Source organism: Phenylobacterium sp. (assembly GCF_030646615.1).
Lineage (GTDB): Bacteria > Pseudomonadota > Alphaproteobacteria > Caulobacterales > Caulobacteraceae > Phenylobacterium.
On sequence record NZ_JAUSLG010000011.1, the window covers coordinates 1 to 25,807 of the forward strand.

The following is a 25,807-nucleotide window of genomic DNA, read 5'->3' on the forward strand; positions in this document are numbered from 1 at the left end:
CTGACCCCACTCACCAGGACGCCGGTGAGGTCCCAATATTCCGACCCAGCGGTCCCCAGCACGGTCACATTGCTGTAGCCGCCACTCGTGATCGCCTCGATCCCCACAAAGCTGTGAAGGCCGATGTAGCTGTTGTGAGCACTGGCCGAGATCGTATCGGCGCCCGCGCCGCCATCGATAATGCTCCCCCAGCCGGCCAGGGAGTTCACGAGGATCGTATCGTCGCCCGTTCCGCCGCTAACGCTCTCCGCGTTCCAGCCGCCAGACAGCAGGTCGTTACCCTCGCCGCCGTGGATCGTGTCGTTCCCGCCTTCGCCATAGATGGAATCGGCGCCGCTACCGCCTGTCACGTGGTCGTCGCCGTCCCCCGCATAAATCAGATCATCGAAATCCGGCGCCCCGGCGTCTCCGAAATAGGTGTCTGATCCGCTGGTCAGATAAACGGTGTTGGTCATGGTCCCCCCCGGGAGCAGGCGAGCGTTGAGCTGGCCGATCCCGAAAACATGCCTGACAAAGCGGACACGTTAAAGGTATTGTTTGAGGCTCAGCACAACTTTTGGCTGAATCGGTTCACCCGCGCTGCGGCGTGGTTCCAATTTCAGCCGCTTTGCGGGGGCCGATGTTGAGCCTTGGCCCCGCCGCAAGAGATCGAGCGCTGCCAAGCTTGCGCCTGGGGGGCCCATTAGGGCCAGCGACTAGGCCGGAAACGTCGGCAATTTCTGGGGATATCGTGGGCGCAGCGATACACTGTTCGTTGGCTTAGGACGCTAACCACGGCGTGATGCGCTCGGACGCAGGCTGGTGGCGAAGGCTAGGATCGGCGTTGGGCGCGTCGCGGTCACCTGGCGCCCGGCGCTCTTCTCCCTTGCCGTCGAGCATTTCCGCCGCGCCCCCCTATATAGCCTCCATGATCCCGCTCTCAGTTCTCGACCTTTCGCCCATCGTGCAGGGCGGCAGCCCTGGCCAGTCCCTCCGCGACAGCCGCAACCTGGCCCGCGCCGCCGAGCGGCTGGGCTTTGCGCGCTACTGGATGGCCGAGCATCACAACATGACCGGCATCGCCAGTGCGGCCACCGCCGTGGCCCTGGCCTATGTGGGGGAGGGGACCTCGACCATCCGGCTGGGGGCCGGCGGCGTCATGCTGCCCAACCACGCGCCGCTGATCATCGCCGAGCAGTTCGGCACTCTGGACGCCCTCTATCCGGGGCGGATCGACCTGGGCGTCGGCCGGGCGCCGGGGACTGACCAGGTCACCGCCCGGGCCCTGCGCCGCAACCTGGCCGGCGGCGTGGATCAGTTCCCGCAGGATGTGATGGAGCTGATGGCCCTGCTGGACGACGCGCAGCCGGGCCAGACGGTGCGCGCCGTGCCCGGCGTCGGGTCCAAGGTGCCGGTCTGGGTGCTGGGCTCCAGCCTCTATGGCGCCCAGCTGGCCGCGGCGCTGGGCCTGCCCTACGCGTTTGCCTCCCACTTCGCGCCGGCCATGATGGACCAGGCCGCGCAGATCTATCGCCAGCAGTTCAATCCCGCGCGGCCGGGGGACCAGCCACGCCTGATGCTGGCGCTCAACCTGGTGGCGGCCGAGACCGACGCCGAGGCGAAGTATCTGTTCACCTCGCTGCAGCAGGCCTTTGTGAACCTGCACCGGGGTCAGCCCGGCCCCCTGCCGCCGCCGATCGAGGATTCGGAGGGGGCGCTGGCCGGCACGGTGGCGCCAGGCTCGCCGCTGTCCAAGGCGGTGGTCGGCGGCCCCGAGACCGTCCGCGCCGGCCTCGAACGGTTCGTGGCCGACCATCGCCCCGACGAGGTCATCATCACCGCCCAGATCTTCGACCAGGCCAAGCGCGCCCGCTCCCTGGAGATCGCCAGCGCCGCCCGCGACGCCCTGGCCGCGGCGGCCTAGACCCCGTCAATCAAGGGCGCGGCCCGGACGCGCGAACGCCCGGGCCGGCCTTGGCCTCAGTCGGTGATGGCCGAATAGATCAGGCTCTTCAGCTGGCCGCGGAAGTTGAAGGTGCCCGATGGCATCAGCTGGGTCATGAAGACCAGGGTCAGGTCCTCCTTGGGATCGACCCAGAAGATGGTCGAGGCCGCGCCGCCCCAATAGTAGTCGCCGACGCCCAGGGACCCGGTCTCCACCTGGCCCATGGTGGAGGCGAAGCCGAGGCCAAAGCCCACGCCCTCATTGGCGGTCTCGGAGAAGGCGCCGATAGCCAGCTTCGTCAGGTCCTTGCCGCCGGGCAGATGGTTCATGTGCATCATTTCCAGGGTGCGGGGACCCAGGATGCGGTGGCCGTCCAGCTCGCCGCCCCGGCGCAGCATTTCGGTGAAGCGGCCATAGTCGGCCACCGTGCCGGTCAGGCCGCCGCCGCCGGACTTGAAGCCGGGCTCGCGGACGAACTGGCTGTCGCCGCCGGGATCATCGATCAGCTTCAGCGTCTTGTCCGGCCCGCGCTGATAGTTGGCGCAGAACCGATCGATCTTGTCCGGGGTGACGTGGAAGGCGGTGTCGACCATGCCGAGCGGTTCGAAGATCTCTTCCTGGAGGTATTGGTCGAAGGGCTTGCCGGAGATGATCTCCACCAGGGCGCCGCAGACGTCGGTGGCCAGGGAGTACATCCAGCGCGTGCCCGGCTGATAGAGCAGGGGCACCTGGCCAAGCTTGTCCATGAACTCCTGCATGGAGTCAGCCCCGCCCACGGAGCGCACCTTCAGGCCGCGATAGATCTTGTCCACCGGATGCTGGATTCCCATGCCGGGCAGGCCGCCGCCATAGGTCAGGCCGCTGGTGTGGCTGAGCACGTCACGGAAGGTCGCGGGCCGGTGCGGCGCCTCGGTGACCAGGTCGTCGCCCTCGCCGGACACCCAGACCCGATGGTTGCGCCAGGACGGTACGAACCGGCTGATCGGATCATTCAGCTGAAAATGGCCCTGCTCGTACAGCATCATCAGGGCCACCGAGGTGATCGGCTTGGTCATGGAATAGATGCGGAAGATGGCGTCGTCGCGCATCGGCTTGGCCCGCTCCACATCCATGGAGCCAAAGGCCTTTTCGTAGGCGATGTGGCCGTGGCGGGCGACCTGCACCTGGCAGCCGGCGATCTTCTGCGGCTCGATATAGTTGCGTTGCAGGTGGTCGGCGATGCGGTCCAGACGCGTGGCGTCCAGCCCCGTCCATTGTGATTGGGCGTCCATGTGAAAATCCTCCCGAAAATCGCGGCGCTTCTAATTGGCGCCATCATGGGCCGGAGACGGCTTGCGGCCAAGACGTTCGTCGCCCGCGCCTGCTAGGTTCGGCGCGAAACCGGGAGAGACACGAGCATGAGCAATCTGGCGGAACTGGCGGCGCAGGTGGGCGAGGCCCTTAAGACGCAAGGGCAAAAGGTGGCCGTGGCCGAGAGCTCATCCGGCGGCCTGATCTCGGCGGCCCTGCTCGCCGTGCCGGGCGCCTCGGCCTACTATCTCGGCGGCGCGGTGGTCTATACGGGCAAGGCCCGGATGAGCCTGCTGGAGATCCCCCGCGAGGCCGTGGCCGGCATGCGCTCGGCGTCCGAGCCCTATGCGATGCTGCTGGCGCGCACAGTGCGCGAGCGGTTCGGCGCCGACTGGGGCCTGTCGGAGACCGGCGCGGCCGGGCCCACCGGCAATGGCTATGGCGACCCGGCCGGCCACACCTGCATCGCGCTCTCTGGCCCCGTGGAGCTGGTCACCACCCTGCGCACGGGCTCCGATGACCGGGCGGCCAATATGGAAGCCTTCGCCGCCGCGGCCCTGGACCTGCTGCGGCGGGCGACGGAGGCCTGAGCCGCCTCCCATCGGAACGAAAAAGGGCGGCCGCATAGGCGACCGCCCTCCCTCGCCCCGCAGGCATGAGCGCTAGAAGCTGCTCTTCATGCCCACATAGAAGTAGCGGCCCACGGGTCCGACGGGCGAGGCGCCCTCGGTGAAGGCCGCCGCCCCCGTGGTCGCCGTGCCGGTGGAGCCCCGATCCGGCAACTGGTTGGTGAAGTTGTTCACCCCGGCATAGGCCTGGTAGCGGTCCTGGAAGCTGTACTGGACCTGGATGTCGTGGGTCTTCCGCGGCGACCAGTTCCAATAGCCGTCCGGCACATAGTTCGGGTTGGAGGCGCGGCGCTCGTCGGTGAAGCGCTTGGTCTCGTCGAACCAGTTGAAGCCGTAATTGACCATCAGGTCGTTCCACAGCCAGGTCACGTCGAAGTTCGCCTGCCACTTGGGCGCGCCGGCGAAGCCGAGTTCGCTGGAGGCCTCGGCGCCGTCGATCTCCACGAATTCCAGCTTGGTCAGCCGGTTGGCCACCAGGTTGAACTGGAAGGTCCCGATGTCGCGGACGACGCCGAAGTCCACCGGGTTCAGCAGATACTGCATCGAGAAGTCGAATCCGGCTGTCTCATAGGACGAGACGTTGACCGAATACTCCCTGAAGGAGTCGACGAACTGGCTGCCCGGCGCGCGGGTGAACAGACCGCAGAAGTCGTTGGGCTGTTCCAGATCGTAGCAGCTCTCGATGATGGTGTTGGCGGTGAACAGGTTCACCGCATCAGCCAGGGTGATGCGGTAATAGTCCAGCGACATGGACAGGCCCGGCGCAAAGCGCGGGGTGAACACAAGGCCCAGGGTCTGGGTGTCGCCGGTTTCGGCCCTCAGATCTGGGTTGCCGCCGATGACGCCCTCGACCGAAGACGAGGTGGTGTTGATGAAGTCCACCTGCGTCGGATCGAAACCCAGGTCGGCGGTGCAGTTGGCGACGCGGAATTCCGTGCCGGCCTGGACATTGCGCGTGTCGCAGGGGTCGGTGATTGTGCGGAAGGTCTGGCTCTGCGGCAGGAAGAGTTCACTGATATTGGGCGCGCGCACCGCGCGGGCCCGGCTGCCGCGGACCATCAGGTCCTGGGTCAGCCGCCATTGGGCCCCGATGTTCCAGGTGTCGGTGGTGCCGATGGTGGAATAGTCAGAGAACCGGTAGGCGAGGTTTACGTCCAGCGACTCCACCATAGGCAGATCGCGCAGGATGGGGACCGCCAGCTCGCCGAACAGTTCGTGGACTTCGAACTCGCCGGTTGCGACCGCGCCTTGGCCGAGCCAGGTGACATTGTAGCCCAGCTGAGCGCCCAGCAGTTCGTCGTCCGACGGGGTGTCGGTGCTCTTTTCCTTGCGATACTCGGTCCCCAGCACGAAGCCGACCGGGCCGGCGGGCAGGGAGAAGGCCTGGGAGGAATCGCCGGTGATGTAGGCGCTGAAGACCTCCTGCTCGACCTTGGCGCTGGAGGTGGCGGCGCTGTTGATCCAGGCCGCGGCTTCCGGTGAGATGCCGCCTTCGCCGAAGATGTTGATGGGCACGCAACCGGCCGCTTGGCCGCCGCCGATATAAACGCTGTTCCAGGCGTCAGGATCGACGGTGGTCCCGAACAGATCGCCGTCGGGAATGGCCGACGGATCAAGGGTTGAGCGGCAGACGATGTTGCCAGAGCTCGGGTCCCGGACCGCATCGATGGCGGCGAACCAGCGCAGATTGTTGCGGTTGTTCAGTTCGGTGTTGGATTCCTTGGTCTGCCCGTAGGTGTAGGAGACGTTGTAGGCCACGGACGGGGACAGATCGCCCTCGAAGCCGATCACGCCGCGGAAGGTCTCGCGCTCGATCTCGCGGCGGACATTGCCGAGATCGAAGTTGTCGCGGGCCACCAGCACGCCAGGCGTGTCGAGCCAGGTCCCGGCCGCGGCCGTCCCGCCCGGCGCCAGGGCGTCGGCGCGAATGGAGTCGGGCATGAAGGGATTATCGATCGGGACCAGGATCCCGTAGTCGAAGGTCGGCTGGGATTTGAAGCTGGTCTTGGCGTTGTTGTACTTGAAATCGGCGAACAACCGGTGGTTCGGCGCGATCTCGAACATGCCGCCGACATAGCCGGTCCAGCGCTCCAGCCCTGGGACCAGCTCGGTCTGGAAGAGGTCGATGGGCGTGCCCGAGCCGCCCAGCATGGTGAAGCCGCCGGTATAGAGACCGTCCTGCCAGGGGGCGCCGTCGCCCTGGAAGCTCACGCCCGACAGGGTGTTGGGGTCGAAGCCCGCGCGGGTGTAGACGCCGCCGCCGAGGCCGGTGTCGATGTAGCGAGCGTCACGGGCGAAGACGAGGTCGGTGTCGCCCCAGGGGCCGCGGTCGATGTCGTTGTAGTCGGCCGGGTTGTTGACCAGGGTCTCGCGACTGCCTGCGCGAGAGAAGTCGCGATCTCTCGGATCAAGGGCGTCGCGGTTGGAATATTCCAGGCCGACGGTGAGGTTGGCCCGGCCGTCCATGAAGTTGCGGCCGCCCAGCGCGCTGATGAAGCTCTCCTCGCCGCCGCCCAGGTCCGACCAGCCGTACTGGGCGCGGACGTCCAGGCCATCGAAGTTGCGCTTGGTGATGAAGTTCACGACACCCGAGACGCCATCGGCGCCATAGATGGCCGAGGCGCCGCCGGTCAGGATCTCGACCCGGTCGATCAAGGCCACCGGAATGGCGTTGGTGTCCACGGCGGCCGAGCCGGGCTGGCCGGCCACGTGGCGGCGGCCGTCCACTAGCACCAGGGTGCGCTTGGTCCCGAGATTGCGCAGGTTCAGCAGGTTCAGGCCGACGCTGCCCCGGTCGGCGGCGTTGGACAGGGCCTGGGTGTCGGTGGAGCCGACCAGGGCGGGGTAGTTCTCCATCAGGTCGGTGACGTTGGTGACGCCCGAACGCTCAATGGCCTCGCCGGTCAGGGTGCTGACGGGATTGGGGGAGACGAAGTCCTGCAGCCGGATGCGCGAGCCGGTGACCACCAGCTCCTCGACGGCGACGGCGTCGTCCTGGGCGAAGGCGGCCTGCGGGGCGGCCAGGGCCGCTAGCGCGGCGGCGCTGGAAAGCAGCGTGGAGGCAAGAAGGCTGGTTCTGGTCGGCATCGGCTCTTCCCATGGAAAGGTTCGGTTGCCGAAACTTCGATCATGGAAAGACCGTCGGTACACATGGGGGAGGGCTCAATCTGGCGCAAAACCCCTAAAACGCGCCCAAAATCGCCCACATTTTGCCGCTGCTGCGGCGAAAAGGCCACAGGGTGACGGAACGATGGCATCTTGGAGACGCCTGTATGACGCCGAAAGCTTAGCCTTATCCGGACCTTAAGGCCAAGCTTGGCGTATGCGCGCGTGGCGCGAATTTTCCGCCAAGGTAAAGCATGCCTTGGCAGGCTAGCGCCGCTTGCCGAGTTCTGCGGCGATATCCTTCGTCATCCGGCCGACCTTGCGGTGGGCGGCGGTGATCTGGTCGCGGGTCACGCCCCAGCGCTTCATCCAGTATTCGACGGCCTTGCGCTCCGACAGGTCGAGACGATCCTTGTCGATGAAGCCGCGCTTGTCCTTGAGACCGGCCATGCTGTGAGCTCCCTGAAACCGCGGTGAGTGCGCTGTTTATCCCGCGTGCGCCGCGGGGGCCAGATCAGCCGAGGCCGCGGCTGGCCGCCAGCGCGACCTGCAGGGCGGCGACCACGGCGAGGGTCAGGCCGATGCGCAGGCGTCCGTACCAGACCGGCGCTTCGCCCCGACGTACGGTCCACAGATCGTAGAGCATCAGCGCCAGGAAGGCGGCCGACAGGGCCAGCAGGCCAGGCCCGCCGGGGATCAGGAAGGTCGCCCAGGCGAACAGGGCCGGCAGGACGCTGACCGCCAGGGCTCGGGCCGAGGGGCCTTGATCGTGGGCGGTGGCCAGGCCCCACTGGGCCCCGCCCATGAAGGAGAGGATAAGCGCAGCGTACAGCCGCAGTACCCGCTCGGCCTGTTCCGGCGCCAGGAGGCCGAGGCCGCCTAGGGCGATCACCAGGGCCAGGGCGGCGAACGGCAGGACGCCGGCTGCGCCCAGCAGCAGGGCGTGGGCGGGAATGGCTCTGCCTGGCTTCATGGAATCTCCTCGTGCCTGGCTGATCCTAGCACGCCCCCTTTCGCCAGCCGCAGATCGGCTACGAGGCGCCGGAGGGCGGTCGCACGTCGATGGCCTGGGGCGCTCAGGCCTCGCCCGTGACGGCGACGGGCGCAGGTTGCGGGCCACCCAGCCAGCGATAGACGAGACCGGCCAGCGCCGCGCCAACCAGTGGCGCGACCCAGAAGAGCCAAAGCTGGCCCATCGCCCAATCCCCGACGAAGACCGCGACACCCGTGCTGCGCGCCGGGTTTACCGAGGTGTTGGTGACCGGGATGCTGATCAGGTGGATCAGGGTCAGGCAAAGGCCGATGGCGATCGGCGCGAAGCCCTTGGGCGCGGCGCCGTGGGTCGAGCCGAGAATCACGATCAGAAACATGAAAGTCAGCACAATCTCGGCGGCCAGCGCGGCCAGCAGGCCAAAGCCGGCGGGCGAGTGCTCGCCGAAGCCGTTGGACGCGAAACCCGCCTGGACATCGAAGCCCGGCGCGCCGCTGGCGATCACATAGAGCACGGCTGCGCCGGCCACGGCGCCCAGCACCTGGGCGGCCACGTATGGGGCCAGGTCTTTGGCCGGAAACCGACCACCAAAGAAGAGACCGAGCGAAACAGCGGGATTGAGGTGGCAGCCAGAGACGTGGCCGATGGCGTAGGCCATGGTCAGCACGGTGAGGCCGAACGCCAGAGAGACGCCGAGCAGGCCGATCCCCACCTCGGGAAAACCGGCGGCTAACACCGCTGAGCCGCATCCGCCCAGGACCAGCCAGGACGTTCCAAGACATTCGGCGGCAAGGCGCTTCACCAGGGGCATCTCATCTCCAGTACGGTCGGCGGGCGGGCGACCGATAGGAGCCGAGACAGGCTCTGCTGTCGAATACTGAACTGTAAACAATTGTCCCATGGCGCCGCTCGTGTCGGAGACGGACCTTGTGGCTGCCCATGAAGGTTGGTTCTGCGAGCCTATAGACCGCTAGCCGCGCGTCATATCGAGGTCCTGCGGACCTCGCTGCGATGAACTGACTCAATCAACGGCGGGCTTGGCGGCGCTCATCTGCGGGACATAGAGGCCGGTGACGAAGCGGGCGCCGAAGCCTTCGACGCGGAACCGCGACCCATATTCCCGGCAGGGATCGGTTTCGGCGGTGATCTCCCGGGGCTGGTGATCCTCGGGCGTCATGGTCGCCGCAGCCGCATCGGCGAAGGGCTCGACGAACTGCAGGGCGTCGCCGATCCGGCTGAGGGACGGATTGTCGGTGCCGATGGCGGTGGCGGTGCGTCGCCAGACGATGGCGGCGATCTGCTGATCGGCGACGTCCAGAAGCTCGGCTTCCGCTCCAAGACCGCCCAGGCCGCCGGGCACGCGAATGCCGACCGGACCCGGAATGAAGAAGCCCGCCGCCGCCGAGGCCGCCGAGCCGGCCGGATTGGTCGCGACCACCTCGGTGATGGCGGCGCGAACCCGTGGGGTGGTGGGGGCCGCATCCGGGCCGGCGATCTCGAAGCGCTCCGAAAGTTCGAAGCAGAGCTGCGCGTCCACCTCGCGCAGCATCATCGTCTGCTCCTCCGGCGTCATCCAGGCCTTGGCGTTGGTGCTGGGGGAGAAGATCGTGGGCTCGATGCGGACGGCCCGGACGCTCGTAAGGGCGTCCTTATCGGCGCGGTCCAGGGCGCCGGCGCGGACCATGTCGGTCCGCGGGGCCAGATCCTCATAGCTGGACAGGAACTGGCCCTGGGTGGGCGCTCCGGCGCAGGCGGCGAGGCTGAGAAGAAGGGCGGGCGCGACGAGATGGGGGAGGGAGGTTTTCATGGCGACCTTTAACGCGGTCGCCGTCCAGTGGCTCCGCCTTATCCCATGTACGCCGGCATCCACCCTTCGTATGCATCCTGAAGCTGTTCCAGGGGCATTTGGAACAGGTCGGCGACCGCGAGGTCGGCGCCTCCGGCCAAACCGACGCGGCGCGCCGGGATCCCTGCGGACTTGGCGGCCGCCAGCAGCGGCTCAGCGTCGGCCGCGGCCACCAGATAACGGGCCTGATCCTCGCCGAACAGCTCGGCCTGGGGGGGCAGCACGCCCTGCAGTTCCAGGGTGATCCCAACGCCGGACGCCAGGGCCATCTCGGCGGCCGCGGCGATCAGGCCGCCGTCGGAGAGGTCGTGCACCACGGCGATCTGCTCGCCTTCGATCATGTCGCGCACGAAGTCGCCGGTGCGCCGTTCGCGGGCCAGGTCCACGACCGGCGGGGCGCCGTCCTCGCGGCCCAGGATCTCGCGCAGATACATGCTGGCGCCCAGCTCGCCGCGGGTTTCGCCCAGCAGCACCAGGATGTCCCCAGGTTTCAGGCTGGAGAAGTCGGCATGGCGGTCATAGTCGGCGATCAGGCCGACGGCGCCCACGGTCGGCGTCGGCGGAATGGCCTGGCCATTGGTCTCGTTGTAGAGCGAGACATTGCCGCTCACGACCGGGAAGTCGAGCTCGCGGCAGGCCTGCGCCATGCCTTCGATGGCCCGGACGATCTGGCCCATGATCTCCGGCCGCTCCGGATTGCCGAAGTTCAGATTGTCGGTGATGGCGATGGGCGTGGCGCCCACGGCGGTGAGGTTGCGCCAGGCCTCGGCCACGGCCTGCTTGCCGCCCTCGAAGGGGTCGTTCTGCACATAGCGCGGGGTGCAGTCGGAGGTGACGGCGAGCGCCTTCTTGGTCCCATGGACCCGCACGATGCCGGCGTCGGCGCCGGTGGCGGAATCTTCCATGGTGTCGGCCATGACGTGGCGGTCGTACTGCTCCCAGATCCAGCGCTTGGACGCCATGTCCGGGCTGCCCATTAGCTGGCGCACGGCCGCGGCGTAGTCGGCCGGGGCCGGCACGTCGGCGGCGACCAGGGCCGGTTGCGGGCTCGGCGCCACCCAGGGGCGGTCATAGAGGGGCGCGTCGTCGGAGAGCGGACCCAGCGGGAGGTCGCAAACCACCAGGCCCTGGTGGGTCAGGACAATGCGGCCGGTGTCAGTGGTCTGGCCGATGGTGGCGGCGTCCAGACCCCACTTTTCGAAGATGCGCTGGCCGTCGGCCTCGCGGCCGGGCTTGAGGATGGCCAGCATCCGCTCCTGGCTCTCCGACAGCATCATCTCATAGGCGCTCATGCCCTCTTCGCGTTGGGGCACGGCGTCGAGGTTCAGCTCGATGCCGACCGCGCCCTTGCCGGCCATCTCGACCGAAGACGAGGTGAGGCCAGCCGCCCCCATGTCCTGGATCGCGGCCACGGCGCCCGAGGCCATCAGCTCAAGCGTAGCTTCGATCAGCAGCTTTTCGGCGAAGGGGTCGCCGACCTGGACGGTGGGGCGCTTCTCATCGGAGGCGTCGTCGAACTCGGCCGAGGCCATGGTCGCGCCATGGATGCCGTCGCGACCGGTCTTGGAGCCGAAATAGACCACCGGCAGGCCAGGGCCAGGGGCGGCGGAATAGAAGATCTTGTCGGCGTCGGCCAGGCCCACGCACATGGCGTTGACCAGGATGTTGCCGTCATAGCCGCGATGAAAATTGGTCTCGCCGGCCACGGTGGGCACGCCCACGCAGTTGCCATAGCCGCCGATGCCGGCGACCACGCCTGAGACCAGGCGCCTGGTCTTCGGGTGCGACGGATCGCCAAACCGCAGGGCGTTCAGCAGGGCCACGGGCCGCGCGCCCATGGTGAAGACGTCGCGCATGATCCCGCCCACACCCGTGGCCGCGCCCTGATAGGGCTCGATATAGGAGGGGTGGTTGTGGCTCTCCATCTTGAAGACGCAGGCCTGGCCGTCGCCGATGTCCACCACGCCGGCGTTCTCGCCGGGTCCTTGGATCACCCGAGGTCCTGTCGTTGGGAATTTGCCCAGGTGTTTTCGGCTCGACTTGTAGGAGCAGTGCTCGCTCCACATGACCGAAAAGACGCCCAGTTCCACGAGGTTGGGCTCGCGGTTCAGGCGCTGGACGATCAGGTCATATTCCTCGGCCTTCAGGCCGAACTCGGCGGCCGTATCGGCCAGGGATTTCGCGGGCGCAGCAGTCATGGCGGCCTTCTAGAGCGCGTTCCGATAAGTGGGAACCGGTTATCGGAACGAAACGCGCTCAAGACTTGGAGTTTAGAGCCTGATTCAACGATCAGACGATTCCGTCTGATCGCATCGGGCTCGGCGAGGTTCGCGCCGCAGGGCGATAGGATGGTGCGAGAGTCCGGATGTCCTCGGTCTTGAGTTGCATTGTCGCGCCTGAATTCCCGCTAGGGGAGAAGCCTGCTTTCGCTGGGTTTTTGCGCGCGTTAACCATTCAGAGACCTATGGTTAACGAAACCTTGTCAGGTGCGACATTCCGTCCTAACAGGAGGCGTGAGCGTAAGGGGCTGATGGCTCACGCCAGCCCTTTGGTGAAATCAAACCAGGGTAGGTGTCATGCTCAAAATCGCATCCATGGCTGCTGTCACTTTGCTGGCCTCGGCCGGCGCAGCCAGTGCGCAATACCATCCGACAGCGCCGCAGCCGTCCTACCAGAACTGCCCGCCGCTCCACCCGGGCTATCCCGGGCGCGCCGACTGCTACTGCCCCCAGGAGCAGGTCTTCTATTATCCGCCGGCCGGTCCGGGCTGGAATGTCCGCCATGTGGGCGGCCCGGCGGTGCGGGTCTATTCCCAGCCGGTCTATGTGCCCTCGGGCCGGATCGATATCCAGGGGCCACCCATCTATGTGGAGGCGCCGCCGATCCGCGTCGCCCCGGCGCAGATCTATCTTCACGCGCCCGATGTTCGCGTAAAACCCTCGCAGGTCACGGTAGAGCCGCCGCAGGTCCATGTGGCGCCTTGCCCCGATGGCCGCGTCTGTGGCCCGGCCGGCGCCGGAAGCTGATCTGAAAGCGGGACACTGGAGGCCGAGATTCTGCGGCGACCGGATATGGGTTCGTCTAAGCGCCGACTGCGCAGTACAGCAGAGGGCTAGCGGCATTTGATATGGCGCATGGCGAAGTGCGTGCCTGAGAGGCAGACATTTCGCGTCTGACGAGGCCTGGAGCGCCATTTTGAATCCGCCGCACCCGGACGCCCCGTACGATGTCATCGTCATTGGCGGCGGGCAGGCAGGTCTGGCCTTAGGCTACTTCCTGCGCCGCACCGGCTTGCGCTTCGCCATCCTGGACGGCGAGCCGGGGCCCGGCGGGGCTTGGCGGCATGGCTGGGATTCACTGCGGCTCTTCTCGCCTGCGCAATGGAGTTCGCTCCCAGGCTGGCCGATGCCCTCGGCAGGCGAGGGCTATCCCAAACGCGATGATGTCGTCGCCTATCTCACCGCCTATGAGGCCCGGTACGATCTGCCGGTCGTTCGCCCGTCCGAGGTCGACTTCGTCCGCCGAGGATCGGACGGGCTGGTCGTGGAGACCTGCGCCGCCGCTTGGCGAACCCGGGCCGTGGTGAGCGCTACGGGCACATGGCGTTCTCCGTATTGGCCGCCCTATCCCAATCAGACGCTGTTTCGCGGCGTGCAGATCCATTCTGCGCAGTACCAACGGCCCGAGCCGTTCGCCGGCCAGCGCGTGCTGGTTGTTGGCGGCGGCAACAGCGGCGCACAGATTCTGGCCGAGGTGTCGCAAGTCGCCGACACCACCTGGGTGACTCCGGAGCCGCCCACCTTCCTGTCCGACGAGGTCGATGGGCGCGTGCTTTTCGAACGCGCCACCGCCCGCTGGCAGGCGCAGCAAGGCGTCGGCGGGGATGCGCCGCCGCCGGGTGGGCTTGGCGACGTCGTGATGGTCGAGCCGGTGAAGGCGGCGCGCGCCCGAGGCGTCCTGAACGCGGTCCGGCCTTTCCGGAGCTTCACCGAAGACGGGGTGGTCTGGGACGATGGACGCGAGACCAAGGTGGATGCGGTGATCTGGTGCACGGGATTCAGACCTGCGCTGCAGCACCTCACGGCCCTGGACGTCATCGAGGCCTCCGGACGCATCGCCGTCGAGGGCACGCGCGCGGTCAAGGAGCCGCGGCTGTGGCTGGTTGGCTACGGCGAGTGGACCGGCTTCGCGTCAGCGACCCTCATCGGCGTGATGCGCACCGCACGCGACACCGCACGGGAGATCGCGGAAGTGCTGGCGCCCGCTTGAGGTGATTGTCCTCGGGCCTCCGAGCGCGCGCCGATGGGCCGCGACCCAAGCGGCGACGTAAAAGGGGCGGCCTATTTTTCTGTGGCGCAGAAGGCCCGGATCTCGCGGGCGAGGGGCAGGTCGCCGCCCTCCAGGGCGGTGCGGACGGCGGCGTCGCACTGGTCCTGGGCGGCCAGGGTGGTGACCTCCAGCCTCAGGGCGGCCCTGGCGTCGGCGGCGTCCTGCAGGGCCCTGGCCTCCCGGCGATCGCCAGGCGTGCAAAGCGACATCCAGGAGGCCTCGGCGCAGCGGCGGATCAGGCGCGCCTGACGGATGGCTTCGGCGCCCGAAGGCTCGCCGACGGGTCCCGTAGCGGCGATGTTCGCAGGATCGGCTGGGGGCAGCAAAGGCGCGCTCTGCGGCGGCGAGGCGGCGGCCGCGTCTTGATCTGTCATCGGGCGGTAGATGGTGTCGGGGACCCGGTAGCGGCAGACCCAACCCTCGGCCTCCAGCACACAGGACTGCAGGGTGGCCTGGCTTTCCTGGCCGAGCAGCAACAGACCAAAGGCCAGAGCCGAAAGCACCCGATCAGCACCTCTATTCGGAAGGGCGGAGGCCGACGATAACACGTCGACCTCCAGCGCCAAGCCCGTCAGGACCTCTGGCTTCAACCCTTGGCGGGGTTGACCAGGTACTTCTCGCCCGTCGCCTTGCGGGTATAGGCGGCGATGACCTCGGGCTGCATGACCTCGGCCAGAGAGATTTCGGCCGTGTAGTGGCTGGCGAAGGTGGTCTTCAGCTCGGCCATCACCCGTTCGCGGAGTTTCTGGGCGTCGGCCGCCCCGATCTTCTGCAGGAAGTAGGTCAGCAGCCAGCCGCCGACGCCCCAGGCCATGCCGATGCTGCGGTCGATCTCGGTGCGGCGCAGTTCCAGGCCGCCATAGATATAGACCTGCTTGTGCACCGGCGAGCCGTAGCGGCTGTAGACCTCGGCCTTGCGGTTGAGCGCGGTCTCCATGGCCACCAGGATCTTGTTGGCCAGATCGCCGCCGCCGATAGCGTCGAAGGCGAGCGTCGCGCCGGTCTCTTCCATGGCGTCGGTCAGGTCGGCCATGAATGTTTCCGACGTGTTGTCGAGGACGTACTTCGCGCCGATGTCGCGCAGAATCTTCGCCTGAGCGTCGCTGCGCACGATGTTCACCAGCGGGACGCCGTCCTGGAGGCAGATCTTGTTCAGCATCTGGCCGAGGTTGGAGGCCGCCGCGGTATGGACCAGGGCGGTATGGCCTTCGCGGCGCATGACCTCGACCATGCTGAGCGCGGTGAGCGGGTTGACGAAGCACGAGGCGCCGTCGGCGGCCGTGGCGCCCTCCGGCAGCACCATCACCTCGGCGGCGCCCACCAGACGGTGTTCGGCGTACATGGCGCCGCCCAGCATCGCGACGGTCTTGCCCAGATAGGCCTCGGCGCCTTCGCCGGCCTTGATCACCAGGCCCGCTCCCTCATTGCCCACGGCCAGGGATTGGTCCAGGCGCGGATGAAGGGCGCCCATCCGTTGCGGCGGCACCTTGGCGGTGAGGGTGGCGTCGGCGCCTTCGCCGCTGGCCCTGAGTGTGGCCATGTCGGCAGGGCCGAGCAGCAGGCCGAGATCCGAGGGGTTGATCGGCGAGGCCTGTACCTGGACGAGCAACTGACCCGGGCCGGGCTCAGGCGTCGGCACGCGCGCCAACGACAGTCGAAGCTCTCCGTCGGAGGTGATCAGTGACCGCAGTTCCAGGCCGGTGGTCTTCACAGCGTCGCTCATGGGCGGCTCCCTTGTTTCGTTGGCGGGGAAACTGGGGCGCCGTGGCGCGGGCCACAAGGCCGCGTCATGGAAATCAGCCCTGACCGTCATCCCGGAAATAGGGCTCGACCTCGCCCTGCAGCTTCACCGTCACCGGATTGCCCTTGCGATCCAGGGTCTTGCCCACGGCTAGGCGGACCCAGCCCTCGCTGACGCAGTACTCGTCGACATTGTTCTTTTCGACCCCCTTGAAGCGCACGCCCACGCCGCGGGCCAGGGCCGCCTCGTCGTAGTGGGGGCTGTCGGGATTGGTGGCCAGGCGATCGGGGGGCGTGTCGGCGGTCATGGTCGGGCTCCAGAGGTCGGAGCGGTTCATAGGCCGAACGCCGCGGCGCGCCAACCGCTGCGTCACGGGCGCCCTCAAGCCCCGATAAAGGTCACCAGGGCCCAGGCGGCGATCAGCAGAGGGGCGAAATAGGCGCTCACCGCGGCGATACGGGCGGCGGTTCTGGGGCGGTAGGCCAGCAGCAGGGTCAGCGCCAGGGCGGCCAGCATGATGAGGCCGCTCCAGAGCACCGAACCGAAGCGCCAGCCTTCGGCGACGACTGCGCAGGCGAAGGCCGCGCCAAGGCCCGCGGCGCCGCCGGCCTTGGCCAGGGTCTGTTCGCGGGGGACCAGGCGACGGCCCACGGTCTCGACCTGATGCTTGGTCATCGACAGGCACAGGGCGGCGAACCCGGCATAGGCCATGAGGAAGGCGGCCGTCAGGATCATGCGGGCGCCTCCTCGGTCCGGGTCCGCCGGCGGGGCTTGGGCGCCGAACGATAGGCGCCGGCCTTGAGGGCGCAGAAGGCCAGGGCCGCGCCCAGGGCCAGCAGGGTGAGGTCGAAGGCGACCATGGCCCAGTCGCCGGTCAGCAGGGCGCTGACCAGGTTGCGTGAAGTGGTCGCGGCGCTGACCAGGGGCAGGGCGGCCACCAGGAATGCGGCGGCCGACAGGGTCTCGACCCAGGCCCGCCTGGGCGGCCGCGCGCAGGCCCAGGCGATCATTCCGCTCCAGGCGATGAAGAAGCTGTGGACCTCCCACTCTGCGCGGCCGGCCATGCCGACGGGCAGCAGGCGGTTGGCCCACAGCATGGCGGCCATGCCGGCCGGGACGCCGGCTATGGTCCCGATGTTGAGCCGCTCCACGAGGCGGAAACCGAAATGGGGTCGATCCGGATCGGGCAGCTGGGCGCGGCGCTTGACCGTCCAGAGGACGAGCCCTGTGGCGACCATGGCGCAGCCGGCCAGGCTGCACAGGAAATAGACCCAGCGCAGGATCGGATCGGCGAACCGGCCCATGTGCAGGCCGTACATGACGCGGTTGGTGAGGACCGCTGGGCCCGGTTCTGGGGTCGCCGAGATCAGCTGGCCAGTGACCCCATTGAAGGCCAGGGTTCCGCCGGCATAGGCCAGCTGGTCGCCGGAATGGCGGGTGACCTCGATGACGGCCGAGGCGTCCCCGGGGTTGCTGACATTGACGATCCAGGGCCGCCCGCCGCCCCATTGCTCAGACGCGGTCTCCAGCACGCCGGGCAGGTTGGCCAGGGGGGCGGCCACGCCGCTGCGTTCGACCTCTTCGGCCCTCGGGAACATGGCTTCGAAATAGGTCTCCGGCGCCTTGTAGTTCGCCGTGACCCCCCAGGGCATGTAGAGGCCCATCAGGGTGACCAGGCCGGTATAGGTGATCATCAGGTGGAAGGGCAGGGCGAGGACGGCGGTCAGGTTGTGGGCGTCCAGCCAGGACCGCTGGGCGGCCTTGCGCGGCCGGAAGGTGAAGAAGTCCTTGAAGATCCGCTTGTGGGTGACCACCCCAGACAGGATCGCCACCAGCATGAACATGGCGCACAGGCCCGCCACCCAACGTCCCTGCAGCACGGGCAGATAGTGCATCTGGAAATGCACCCGATAGAAGAACTCGCCGCCACGGGTGTCGCGGGGGCTCACCGGTTCGCCGGTCGCCGCGTCAAGGACGGCCCGGTTGTCGCCTCGGCCGCGTCGCCGCGGCGCCTCTTCGCCTGGCGTCGGCGCTGGTCGCCAGAAGAGGCGCGCTGTGGCCTGGCGCTCGTCAGGCAGGGTGATCGACCAGCTCTCTGCGTCAGGCGCGGTCTTGGTCAGATAGGCGACGGCGCCTTGGGCCGCCTGGGCGTAGCTGGCCGGGCGGCCGGTCTCCGGCTCCATCCACCGGGTGATCTCGGGGCGGAAATAGCTGGCCGTGCCGGTCAGGAACATTGCGAACAGCACCCAGCCGAACACCAGACCCGACCAGGTGTGGAGCCAGGCCATCGATTGGCGGAACGATCCCTTCACAGGCGCGGCTCCATCAGCAGGGACAGCCAGATCAGCACCGCCAGACCCGAAGCAACCAGGCAGCCAAAGGCCCAGACCCGCCAGGCTTCGCGGGCGGCGAAGGCCCACATGGCGACGGCGGCGAAGATGGCGAAGGAGGCCAGGCTGCCGATCATGGTCGCCTCGAGCCGCGGCGCCGGCAGCCAGCGCGCCAGGGCGGCCGCGGCCAGGGCGGCGACCAGATAGCCCAGGCCGATGGCCGCCACGGCCCGGGCGGCCACGTCGGCGCATCTCTGCCACAGGGGCGCGCGCACAACCCTGCCGCTCACGATCGGACCTCCCGACGCGGGGGGACGAGCCAAGGGGCGAAAGGCCAGGCGCAGGACAAGATCAGCCTCCAGGACGGTGCGGGCAAGCGTGCGCCCTTCCTAACCGCATCTGGCCTAGTTGCAAACGATTCCTAATAGCGAACGATAAGTATCGCTCCGGAGTGGCGCGCCCTCATTCCCATGCGGCAGGATGGCGCCATGCGAGACATCACCCCCGAAGAGCGCGCCGCCGCCGCCGCCCGCCGTCTGGCCCTGGCGCCTGGGCGGGCGGCCGGCGTCACCGAGGCGGTCATCCAGGCTCAGGTCCACGCCTTCTACGGCAAGGTGCGGGCCGACCCCATGCTGGGGCCGATCTTCGAGGCCAAGATCGCCGACTGGGGCGGGCACCTGGAGAAGCTCTGCGACTTCTGGTCCTCGGTCACCCTGGCGACCGGCCGGTTCAGGGGCGCGCCCATGCCGGCCCACATGCGCCTGACCAGCGTCGGGGGCGAGCACTTCGCCCACTGGCTGGCCATATGGCGCACGACGGCGGCGGAGACCTGCGAACCGCCTGCGGCCGAGCTGTTCATCGCCCGGGCCGAGATGATCGCCCGGAGCCTGCAGATGGGTATGGCCGTAGCCCGGGGCGAGCTGCCGCCGGTGCGCTCAGCGCCGGTCGCCCAGGCCGATGAGCAGCGCGGCCGGCAGGATCAGGACTCCCGCCAGGACAAAGGGCGCCCAGGTCCCCACACCTGAGAAAAGGAAGCCCGCCATCACCGGGCCGAGCACGCGGGCTGCGGCGCTGGACGCATTGTTGGCCCCCAGCGTCTCGCCCTGGCGTCCGGCCGGCGCAGCCCTGGAGATCAGCGACGACGTGGCCGGCTGGCTGGTGGTGTGGCCGATCACCAGGATGATCATCAGGATGATGGCCACGGTGACCGGCGGCCCAAGCGCCTCCAGGAACAGGAAGACAGCTGTGACCGTCAGGCCGATCAGCACGGTGGGCCGCTCGCCGATCCGCTTGACCGCCCAGCCGGCCAGCAGGCCCTGGCTGGTGGCTGCGGCGACGCCGGTCAGGGCCATGACGAAGCCGATCATCTTCGGGTCCCAGCCGTATTCCGCAGCTCCCCAGAGGCCGAAGATGGACCACATGGCCGAGAAGCCGGCGAAGGAGAGGAAGGTGCCGCCCATCAATCGCCGCAGGACCGGGTCGGCCAGGGTGCTGGCCAGGGCCTGAAGCGGGCCGGGACGCTGGACGCCTGCTGCTGCGCGGCTGCGGCTCTCGCGCACGAAGACGGCTGCGCCCACCGCGCCGGCGACACAGAGGGCGGCGGCGGTGAGCAGGGGAGGCTGGAAGCCTGCCGCGCCGAGTTCCGGGCGGGCCAGCAATCCGCCGAGCAGAGGGCCCACCACAAAGCCGATGCCGAAGGCCGAGCCGATCAGGCCCAGGCGCCCGGCCAGCTTCTCCGGCGGCGTCACGTCGACGATATAGCCCTGGATGGTCGAGATGTTGCCGCTGAAGACGCCGGCCACAGCGCGGGCGGCGACGGCGAACCAGATATTGGGGGCGTAGGCCAGGGCCACATAGCCCAGGGCCGCCATCAGGATGGTGCCCAGGATCACCGGTTTGCGGCCGATGCGGTCCGACAGCCGACCCCAGATCAGCTCGCCGAAGAACTGGCCTGCGGCGAACACCGCGAACATCAGGGTGACCTGCCAGGCCGTGGCGGAGAACACTACGGCGTAGAAGGGCAGGAGCGGGATCACCACCCCAAAGCCGATCAGGCTCAGGAACACCACCCCCATCAGGACCGGGACGGCCAGAGGACTGGGGGGCGGCAGGGCGGACTGGACCGAAGACATGGGCCTGCGCATAGCCCGCCTGGGCCGATCAAGCCATGCTAATGCGCCGTTATACGTCGCGAAGTTTTTGCGGCGGCCTCAGGCGCTGGCGAGCGCGCTCTGGAACAGCAGCGCGCCGTCGGCCGAGCCCAGCTCGGCCTCGAAGGCGCGGTCCGGGTGGGGCATCATGCCCAGCACATTGCCCTTGGCGTTGACGATCCCAGCGATGGCCCGGGCCGAGCCGTTGGGATTGTCCTGGTAGCGGAACACCACCTGGCCCTCGCCCTCCAGCCGGTCGAGGGTGGCCTCGTCGGCGAAATAGTTCCCCTCGCCATTGCCCACCGTCATGACCACCTCGCGGCGGCTCCCGTAGCCCGAGGTGAAGCGGGTCTGGGCGTTGGTGACCTCAAGGCTGACGGGCTTGCAGACCTATTTCAGGCGCTCGTTCTGCAGCAGGGCGCCGGGCAGCAGGCCGGCCTCGCAGAGCACCTGAAAGCCGTTGCAGATCCCCACCGTGGCGACGCCCCGCCCGGCGGCGGCCTTGACCTCGGTCATCACCGGCGAGAGGGCGGCCATGGCCCCGCAGCGCAGATAGTCGCCATAGGAGAACCCGCCCGGCAGGACGATCAGGTCCAGGCCTTCGGGCAGGGCGGTGTCGCCGTGCCAGACCATGTCCACCTGGGCGCCGGTGGAGCGCTCCACGGCGACCTTGCAGTCGCGGTCGCAGTTGGAGCCGGGGAAGACGATGACGGCGGCTTTCATGTCGCGTTCGAACCTGGTCGTTCCAAAGTTGAGCCGGCCGGAGCCGGGAGACTGGTGGTCACCGCGCGGCGGCGAGGGACTCCCAGTAGGCGAGAAGCTGATCGTATTCGGCGGCGTCGCCGAAGGCGCAGCCTTCATGGTCCATGACCCGGGCGCCGTCCCGTCGGGTGGCGGTCTGGACGAAGACCGCGGGATGGGCCGGGGCCTCGGGCCTGGTCAGTATGTAGGAGGCCCGGCCGGTTTCTTCATTGAAGATCTCGTAGGGCTCTCCAGGCGCATCGGGCGCCGGCTTCAGGCCCGGGCGGGCGAGGATCTCGCTGCGGATGGCGTCGAAGCCCTGGGCGCAGTCCAGCTGGAACGCCGCGACGGGCTCGGGCGCGGCGGGCGCGCAGGCCGCCAGACCGAATGCCAGCAGGCCAGGCGCCAGGGCGCCCCAGGCCCTCACGCCAGCTCGACCCGGTAGCTTTCGATGACCGTATTGGCCAGCAGCTTGTCGCACATGGCCTTGACCTCGACCTCGGCGGCGGCGCGGTCGGCGGCCTTGAGGTCGAACTCGATGGTCTTGCCGACGCGGACGCCCTCGACGCCGGACCAGCCCAGGCCGTGCAGGGCCTGCTCGACGGCCTTGCCCTGGACGTCCAGAACGCCGGGCTTGAGGAAGACGTGGACCTTGGCCTTCACTAGTGGAGTCCTCCTTGGATCACGGTGGGCATTTCCTTCATGATGCCCAGGCGGCGGGCTACCTCGGTATAGCTCTCGATCACATCGCCCAGGTCGCGGCGGAAGCGGTCCTTGTCGAGCTTCTCATTGGTGACCGAGTCCCACAGGCGGCAGGAGTCGGGGCTGATCTCGTCGGCCAGGATGACCCGACCAAAGTCGTTCTCCCAGATGCGGCCGAACTCGATCTTGAAGTCCACCAGGGTGATGCCGACGGCGCCGAACATGCCGGTGAGGAAGTCGTTCACCCGCAGGGTGAGCGCCATGATGTCGTCGATCTCCTGGGTGGAGGCCCAGTTGAAGGCGGTGATGTGCTCCTCGGTGACCATCGGGTCGTGGAGCTTGTCGTCCTTCAGGAAGAACTCGATGATCGAGCGGGGCAGGGCCTGGCCCTCGGGCAGCCCCAGCCGTGTGGACAGCGAACCCGCGGCGATGTTGCGGCACACCACCTCCAGCGGAATGATCTCCACCTCGCGGATCAGCTGCTCGCGCAGGTTCAGGCGCTTGATGAAGTGGTTCTGCACCCCGATCGAGTTCAGGCGGGTCATCACATATTCGCTGATGCGATTGTTGATGACGCCCTTGCCCTCCAGCACGGCCTTCTTGGTCGCGTCGAAGGCGGTGGTGTCGTCCTTGAAATACTGGATCAAGGTGCCCGGCTCTGGACCCTCGTAGAGGATCTTGGCCTTGCCCTCGTAAATCTTTTTGCGGCGGGTCATCTGCAACGCCTTCTCCCAGAACGAGGGCTTGCCGCGGTCGGAAATGAAAAAACGCGCGCAGCGGACGTCCACGCGCGGTCCCGACTCGGCCTCTCGTTCGACATGAGGCGCGCGGAAATTAGCGGATGGGCGCAAGGTGCGCAAACCTGCGCTGGGGCCTTTCGTGCGTCGCGCCGTCGCGCCTGCGAACATCTCGCCACTTGTGTGTTTCGATTGCGGGCTCGCCCAGTGGGGGGTATGGAGCCTGCGATGTGTCGCTTATCGGGGAACGCATGACCACGTTTGACGATCGTGAGAGGGGCTTCGAAAGAAAGTTCGCGCTCGATCAGGAACAGGAATTCAAGGCCAGCGCGCGGCGCAACCGCATGCTGGGTGAATGGGCGGCTGGCCTGATGGGCCTTGCCGAGGATCGTGTGGCGACCTATGCGCAAGCCGTGGTCCGCTCCGACCTCGAGCAACCCGGCGACGAGGACGTCCTGCGCAAGGTCTTCGAAGACCTGAAGGGCTCCGGCGTCCAGGTCTCTGAGGGCGAGGTCCGCATGAAGATGGACGAGTTCCTGGCCCAGGCCCGCGAACAGTTTCGCACCGGCGAATAGCCCCGCGAGAGGCGCTCGCAGCAGCGTGCGCCTCTAATCTCCAGTTTCTGAATATTGAACCTGCCGGCGCCGGCGGTTGGTCGGTCGTGCTCAGGCCGTCGCCGGCGGCGGGGCCGCCAGGCTGGGCGCCATCGGCTTCAGGCCCCAGAGAGGGCGGAGCGGCCCGACTCTGCGCACGCCTTCATAGACCAGCAGGCTGCCGCCAATGGTGACCGCGACCAGGATGGCGGCTTCCACTCCGACGGGCAGGGCGTAGGGCTTCAGCACGAAGGCTGCGATCACCAGCAGGGTCTGGTGGGCGAGATAGCAGGGAAAGATGGCGTCGGTGAGATAGCGCCGGACCGGGCCGTCCGCCTCCCGGAGATGGAGGCTGCCAAAGCCAAGGATGGCGCCCAGGGTGGCCCATTGGTCGATGGCGAACACCGTGCGCCGCACAGTTGCGACCCAGGCGGAGTCCGGGGCCAGGGCCTGCAGCACGATCAGGGTCGCAAGCGCCGTGAGAGCCGTGACCAGCAGAGGCCAGCGAAGGGCCTCGAAGCGTCGCCAGATGTCGTCGCGTCCCACCAGCACGAAGCCCAGGGCGAAAAGGCCGAGCGACATGGCGTGATTGTACCAGTCGTTCGGCAGGTGATTGGTCTGGCCGAAGATCGGAAACAGAATCAGCCGGCAGGCGGCCAGATAGGCCATGGGGACAAGGATCAGCCCCCAGCCTGAGAGCGCCTTGGCCAGCAGGGCTTCGGCTCTTTCGAGGCGCGTATCCCGGGACAGGACCGCCAGGGTCAAGAGGCTGTAGACCCCGATATAGAGGATGAACCACAGGTGGTTGAGCGGCACGCCGTCCGCCAGACCCGCGATGGAGAACTCCTTCAGCCAGAAGGCGGCGAACCCCCCCGTCCACCAGCCCTTGTCCAGGGCCTCCAGCCACGCCTGGGGCGGCACCAGAACCAGGACGCCGAACAGAAGCGGCGGAGCCAGACGGGCCATGCGCGCGCCGACGACCTCCGAGGTGCGCCGGCGTACGGTCATGAATCTCAGGGCGGCGCCGGAAATGAGGAAAAGCAGGCTGAGACGCCAGGGATTGCTGGCCAGGGCCACATATTGAAGGGCGTCGACCCGATGCTGGCTGTTCACGTGCCAGTCCCAGGGGGCGTAAACGAGACCGACATGATAGAGGATCAGGACGCCGAAGGCGCCGATCCGGAGCCAGTCGATATCCGCGCGCCGCGCCGTCGAGATGATCAAGCCTTGCGTCCTCCGATGGCGGCCCTCGTCTTGGCGAGAATCCGGCGGATCGTTGTCCAGAACGCCCATGACCACAAAGAGGCGCCAAGGCACGAATGCGGAGCGGCGCCAGGATTGGGCCGTCGCGCACCTGTGGCGCCAATAGCGTACACGGGCGGGATCGGCTACCAGGAATAGACCCCAGGGGGCGGCGCGCTGACGAGCGCCTGCGGGCCGGCCGCGCATGATGTCTTGGAGATGCGATGCCTCACGATGATTCCCTGATCCTGACGCTGGTGGCCGGCTTCGTCCTGGCCTTCGTCTTCGGCATGCTGGCCAACCGGCTGAAGCTGTCCCCGCTGGTGGGGTACCTGCTGGCGGGGGTGGCTGTGGGGCCGTTCACGCCGGGCTGGGTGGCCGACGTTTCGTTGGCGGGACAGCTGGCGGAGATCGGGGTCATCCTGCTGATGTTCGGGGTGGGACTGCACTTTTCGCCGGCCGACCTTCTGAAGGTGCGGCGGGTGGCCGTGCCGGGCGCGGTGGTGCAGATCGCCGTGGCGACGGTCCTGGGCTGGGGCGTCGGGCGGCTTCTGGGATTTTCAAACGGCGAGGCGGCGCTTTTCGGGCTGACCCTGTCGGTGGCCTCCACCGTGGTGCTGCTGCGCGCCATCGAGGAGCGCAAGGCGCTCAAGACCGAGGCTGGTCAGACCGCCGTGGGATGGCTCATCGTCGAGGACTTGGTGATGGTCATCGCCCTGGTCCTGGTGCCGCTGATGGCGCTCAATCAGGCCGGGACCAGCGCTGGCGAGGTCGCCCTGCGCATCGGCTCGACCCTGGTTCAGATCGCCATCTTCCTGGCTTTCATGATGATTGTGGGTTCGCGCGTCCTGCCCTGGCTGCTGGTGCGGATCGCCCACACCAAGTCGCGCGAACTCTTCACCCTGGGGGTGCTCGCCATTGCGCTGGGCATCGCCTATCTGGCCTATGCGGTGTTCGGGGCCTCCTTCGCCCTGGGCGCCTTCGTGGCCGGCGTGGTGCTGAGCAGCTCGCCCCTGGGCCACAACGCCGCCGAGCGCTCCCTGCCGCTGCGGGACGCCTTCGCCGTGCTGTTCTTCGTCTCGGTCGGCATGCTGTTCGATCCGATGGTGATCGTCGAGCGGCCCTTGGCGGTGATCGCCGTCGTGCTGATCGTGGTGGTCGGCAAGTCCGCCGCCGCGCTCGCCATCACCAGCCTGTTCAGGATGGAGAAGCGCTCGAGCCTGATGATCGCCGCCAGCCTCGCCCAGATCGGCGAGTTCTCGTTCATCCTGGCGGGCGTTGGGGTGTCGGTGGGGATCATGGCCCGGGAGACCCACGACCTGGTGCTGGCCGGCGCCCTGATCTCGATCCTGGCCAACCCCTTCGTCTTCCGCCTGGCCGACCGGCTGGCCCGGCCCGAAGACAGCGAGCCCCCCACGGGCGATCAGGCGGAGAGCGTGGTCCCGGCCCAACCGTGA

The 25,807-nt window shown here is 67.8% G+C and carries 26 protein-coding genes and 1 pseudogene; 7 read left to right on the top strand and 20 right to left on the bottom strand.

Annotated features, from left to right (window positions below; all coding sequences use genetic code 11):
• On the bottom strand, window positions 1-455 hold a 455-nt coding region (locus Q7S93_RS01205; protein ID WP_370652037.1), incomplete at its 3' end, for a calcium-binding protein.
• A gap of 452 nt (window positions 456-907) precedes the next feature.
• On the opposite strand from Q7S93_RS01205, the gene Q7S93_RS01210 reads away from it, so the two are divergent.
• A complete protein-coding gene (locus Q7S93_RS01210; protein WP_304711695.1) occupies window positions 908-1,903 on the top strand; it encodes an LLM class flavin-dependent oxidoreductase in 996 nt (331 codons plus the stop codon).
• 56 nt (window positions 1,904-1,959) lie between these two features.
• Here Q7S93_RS01210 and Q7S93_RS01215 read toward each other — a convergent pair whose 3' ends face one another.
• Entirely contained in the window at window positions 1,960-3,195 is a 1,236-nt protein-coding gene (locus Q7S93_RS01215; protein WP_304711696.1) for a serine hydrolase domain-containing protein, read from the bottom strand.
• Window positions 3,196-3,321: 126 nt separating this feature from the next.
• On the opposite strand from Q7S93_RS01215, the gene Q7S93_RS01220 reads away from it, so the two are divergent.
• Window positions 3,322-3,804: a CinA family protein gene (locus Q7S93_RS01220; protein ID WP_304711698.1), complete on the top strand. Its 483-nt coding sequence runs from the start codon at window positions 3,322-3,324 to the stop codon at window positions 3,802-3,804.
• Between the two features lie 72 nt (window positions 3,805-3,876).
• Here the strand turns inward: Q7S93_RS01220 and Q7S93_RS01225 are convergent, their stop codons facing one another.
• The 6 genes from Q7S93_RS01225 to purL form a co-directional block, all read right to left on the bottom strand.
• On the bottom strand, window positions 3,877-6,930 hold the full coding sequence (locus tag Q7S93_RS01225; RefSeq protein WP_304711700.1) for a TonB-dependent receptor domain-containing protein: 3,054 nt from the start codon (window positions 6,928-6,930) through the stop codon (window positions 3,877-3,879).
• 285 nt (window positions 6,931-7,215) lie between these two features.
• Window positions 7,216-7,398 (bottom strand): DUF3606 domain-containing protein, encoded by a 183-nt coding sequence (locus Q7S93_RS01230; RefSeq protein ID WP_293320868.1) that lies wholly within the window; start codon window positions 7,396-7,398, stop codon window positions 7,216-7,218.
• A 64-nt stretch (window positions 7,399-7,462) separates the two neighbouring features.
• Entirely contained in the window at window positions 7,463-7,921 is a 459-nt protein-coding gene (locus Q7S93_RS01235) for a DUF3429 domain-containing protein (protein ID WP_304711702.1), read from the bottom strand.
• Between the two features lie 103 nt (window positions 7,922-8,024).
• On the bottom strand, window positions 8,025-8,750 hold the full coding sequence (aqpZ, locus tag Q7S93_RS01240) for an aquaporin Z (RefSeq protein ID WP_370652038.1): 726 nt from the start codon (window positions 8,748-8,750) through the stop codon (window positions 8,025-8,027).
• Between the two features lie 210 nt (window positions 8,751-8,960).
• The gene (locus tag Q7S93_RS01245; protein WP_304711704.1) at window positions 8,961-9,746 is read right to left on the bottom strand and encodes a DUF3313 domain-containing protein; all 786 of its coding nucleotides are present in this window, start codon (window positions 9,744-9,746) and stop codon (window positions 8,961-8,963) included.
• Window positions 9,747-9,784: 38 nt separating this feature from the next.
• On the bottom strand, window positions 9,785-11,983 hold the full coding sequence (gene purL, locus Q7S93_RS01250) for a phosphoribosylformylglycinamidine synthase subunit PurL (protein WP_304711706.1): 2,199 nt from the start codon (window positions 11,981-11,983) through the stop codon (window positions 9,785-9,787).
• Between the two features lie 396 nt (window positions 11,984-12,379).
• On the opposite strand from purL, the gene Q7S93_RS01255 reads away from it, so the two are divergent.
• Both Q7S93_RS01255 and Q7S93_RS01260 read left to right on the top strand, forming a co-directional pair.
• Complete coding sequence (locus Q7S93_RS01255; protein ID WP_304711707.1) at window positions 12,380-12,811, top strand: hypothetical protein; 432 nt, start codon at window positions 12,380-12,382, stop codon at window positions 12,809-12,811.
• A 169-nt stretch (window positions 12,812-12,980) separates the two neighbouring features.
• Window positions 12,981-14,054, top strand: a complete 1,074-nt coding sequence (locus Q7S93_RS01260) for an ArsO family NAD(P)H-dependent flavin-containing monooxygenase (RefSeq protein WP_304711708.1) — start codon at window positions 12,981-12,983, stop codon at window positions 14,052-14,054.
• A 71-nt stretch (window positions 14,055-14,125) separates the two neighbouring features.
• Here the strand turns inward: Q7S93_RS01260 and Q7S93_RS01265 are convergent, their stop codons facing one another.
• The 6 genes from Q7S93_RS01265 to Q7S93_RS01290 all read right to left on the bottom strand — a co-directional run bounded on the left by Q7S93_RS01265 (window position 14,126) and on the right by Q7S93_RS01290 (window position 18,475).
• The gene (locus tag Q7S93_RS01265) at window positions 14,126-14,617 is read right to left on the bottom strand and encodes a hypothetical protein (RefSeq protein ID WP_304711710.1); all 492 of its coding nucleotides are present in this window, start codon (window positions 14,615-14,617) and stop codon (window positions 14,126-14,128) included.
• Between the two features lie 83 nt (window positions 14,618-14,700).
• A complete protein-coding gene (locus tag Q7S93_RS01270) occupies window positions 14,701-15,837 on the bottom strand; it encodes a zinc-binding dehydrogenase (protein WP_304711711.1) in 1,137 nt (378 codons plus the stop codon).
• Between the two features lie 73 nt (window positions 15,838-15,910).
• On the bottom strand, window positions 15,911-16,162 hold the full coding sequence (locus Q7S93_RS01275; protein ID WP_304711713.1) for a DUF3297 family protein: 252 nt from the start codon (window positions 16,160-16,162) through the stop codon (window positions 15,911-15,913).
• Between the two features lie 74 nt (window positions 16,163-16,236).
• A complete protein-coding gene (locus Q7S93_RS01280) occupies window positions 16,237-16,590 on the bottom strand; it encodes a DUF3325 domain-containing protein (protein WP_304711714.1) in 354 nt (117 codons plus the stop codon).
• Complete coding sequence (locus Q7S93_RS01285) at window positions 16,587-18,167, bottom strand: PepSY-associated TM helix domain-containing protein (protein WP_304711715.1); 1,581 nt, start codon at window positions 18,165-18,167, stop codon at window positions 16,587-16,589. Before Q7S93_RS01285 ends, Q7S93_RS01280 begins: the two co-directional genes overlap by 4 nt.
• On the bottom strand, window positions 18,164-18,475 hold the full coding sequence (locus tag Q7S93_RS01290; protein WP_304711717.1) for a hypothetical protein: 312 nt from the start codon (window positions 18,473-18,475) through the stop codon (window positions 18,164-18,166). Before Q7S93_RS01290 ends, Q7S93_RS01285 begins: the two co-directional genes overlap by 4 nt.
• A gap of 198 nt (window positions 18,476-18,673) precedes the next feature.
• On the opposite strand from Q7S93_RS01290, the gene Q7S93_RS01295 reads away from it, so the two are divergent.
• Entirely contained in the window at window positions 18,674-19,210 is a 537-nt protein-coding gene (locus Q7S93_RS01295) for a group III truncated hemoglobin (protein ID WP_304711718.1), read from the top strand.
• Here Q7S93_RS01295 and Q7S93_RS01300 read toward each other — a convergent pair.
• From Q7S93_RS01300 to purC, 5 genes and pseudogenes are all read right to left on the bottom strand, one after another.
• Window positions 19,121-20,317, bottom strand: a complete 1,197-nt coding sequence (locus Q7S93_RS01300; RefSeq protein WP_441339424.1) for an MFS transporter — start codon at window positions 20,315-20,317, stop codon at window positions 19,121-19,123. The genes Q7S93_RS01295 and Q7S93_RS01300 overlap by 90 nt on opposite strands.
• A 78-nt stretch (window positions 20,318-20,395) precedes the next feature.
• Window positions 20,396-21,058: pseudogene (gene purQ / locus Q7S93_RS01305) on the bottom strand (phosphoribosylformylglycinamidine synthase subunit PurQ).
• A 58-nt stretch (window positions 21,059-21,116) separates the two neighbouring features.
• Entirely contained in the window at window positions 21,117-21,503 is a 387-nt protein-coding gene (locus Q7S93_RS01310) for a hypothetical protein (RefSeq protein WP_304711719.1), read from the bottom strand.
• Window positions 21,500-21,739 (bottom strand): phosphoribosylformylglycinamidine synthase subunit PurS, encoded by a 240-nt coding sequence (purS, locus tag Q7S93_RS01315; protein WP_304711721.1) that lies wholly within the window; start codon window positions 21,737-21,739, stop codon window positions 21,500-21,502. Before purS ends, Q7S93_RS01310 begins: the two co-directional genes overlap by 4 nt.
• Window positions 21,739-22,494, bottom strand: a complete 756-nt coding sequence (purC, locus tag Q7S93_RS01320) for a phosphoribosylaminoimidazolesuccinocarboxamide synthase (protein ID WP_304711722.1) — start codon at window positions 22,492-22,494, stop codon at window positions 21,739-21,741. Before purC ends, purS begins: the two co-directional genes overlap by 1 nt.
• A gap of 272 nt (window positions 22,495-22,766) precedes the next feature.
• On the opposite strand from purC, the gene Q7S93_RS01325 reads away from it, so the two are divergent.
• Complete coding sequence (locus Q7S93_RS01325) at window positions 22,767-23,090, top strand: DUF1476 domain-containing protein (protein WP_304711724.1); 324 nt, start codon at window positions 22,767-22,769, stop codon at window positions 23,088-23,090.
• Between the two features lie 90 nt (window positions 23,091-23,180).
• Here Q7S93_RS01325 and Q7S93_RS01330 read toward each other — a convergent pair whose 3' ends face one another.
• A complete protein-coding gene (locus Q7S93_RS01330) occupies window positions 23,181-24,332 on the bottom strand; it encodes an acyltransferase family protein (RefSeq protein ID WP_304711726.1) in 1,152 nt (383 codons plus the stop codon).
• A gap of 242 nt (window positions 24,333-24,574) precedes the next feature.
• On the opposite strand from Q7S93_RS01330, the gene Q7S93_RS01335 reads away from it, so the two are divergent.
• Window positions 24,575-25,807: a cation:proton antiporter domain-containing protein gene (locus Q7S93_RS01335; protein WP_304711727.1), complete on the top strand. Its 1,233-nt coding sequence runs from the start codon at window positions 24,575-24,577 to the stop codon at window positions 25,805-25,807.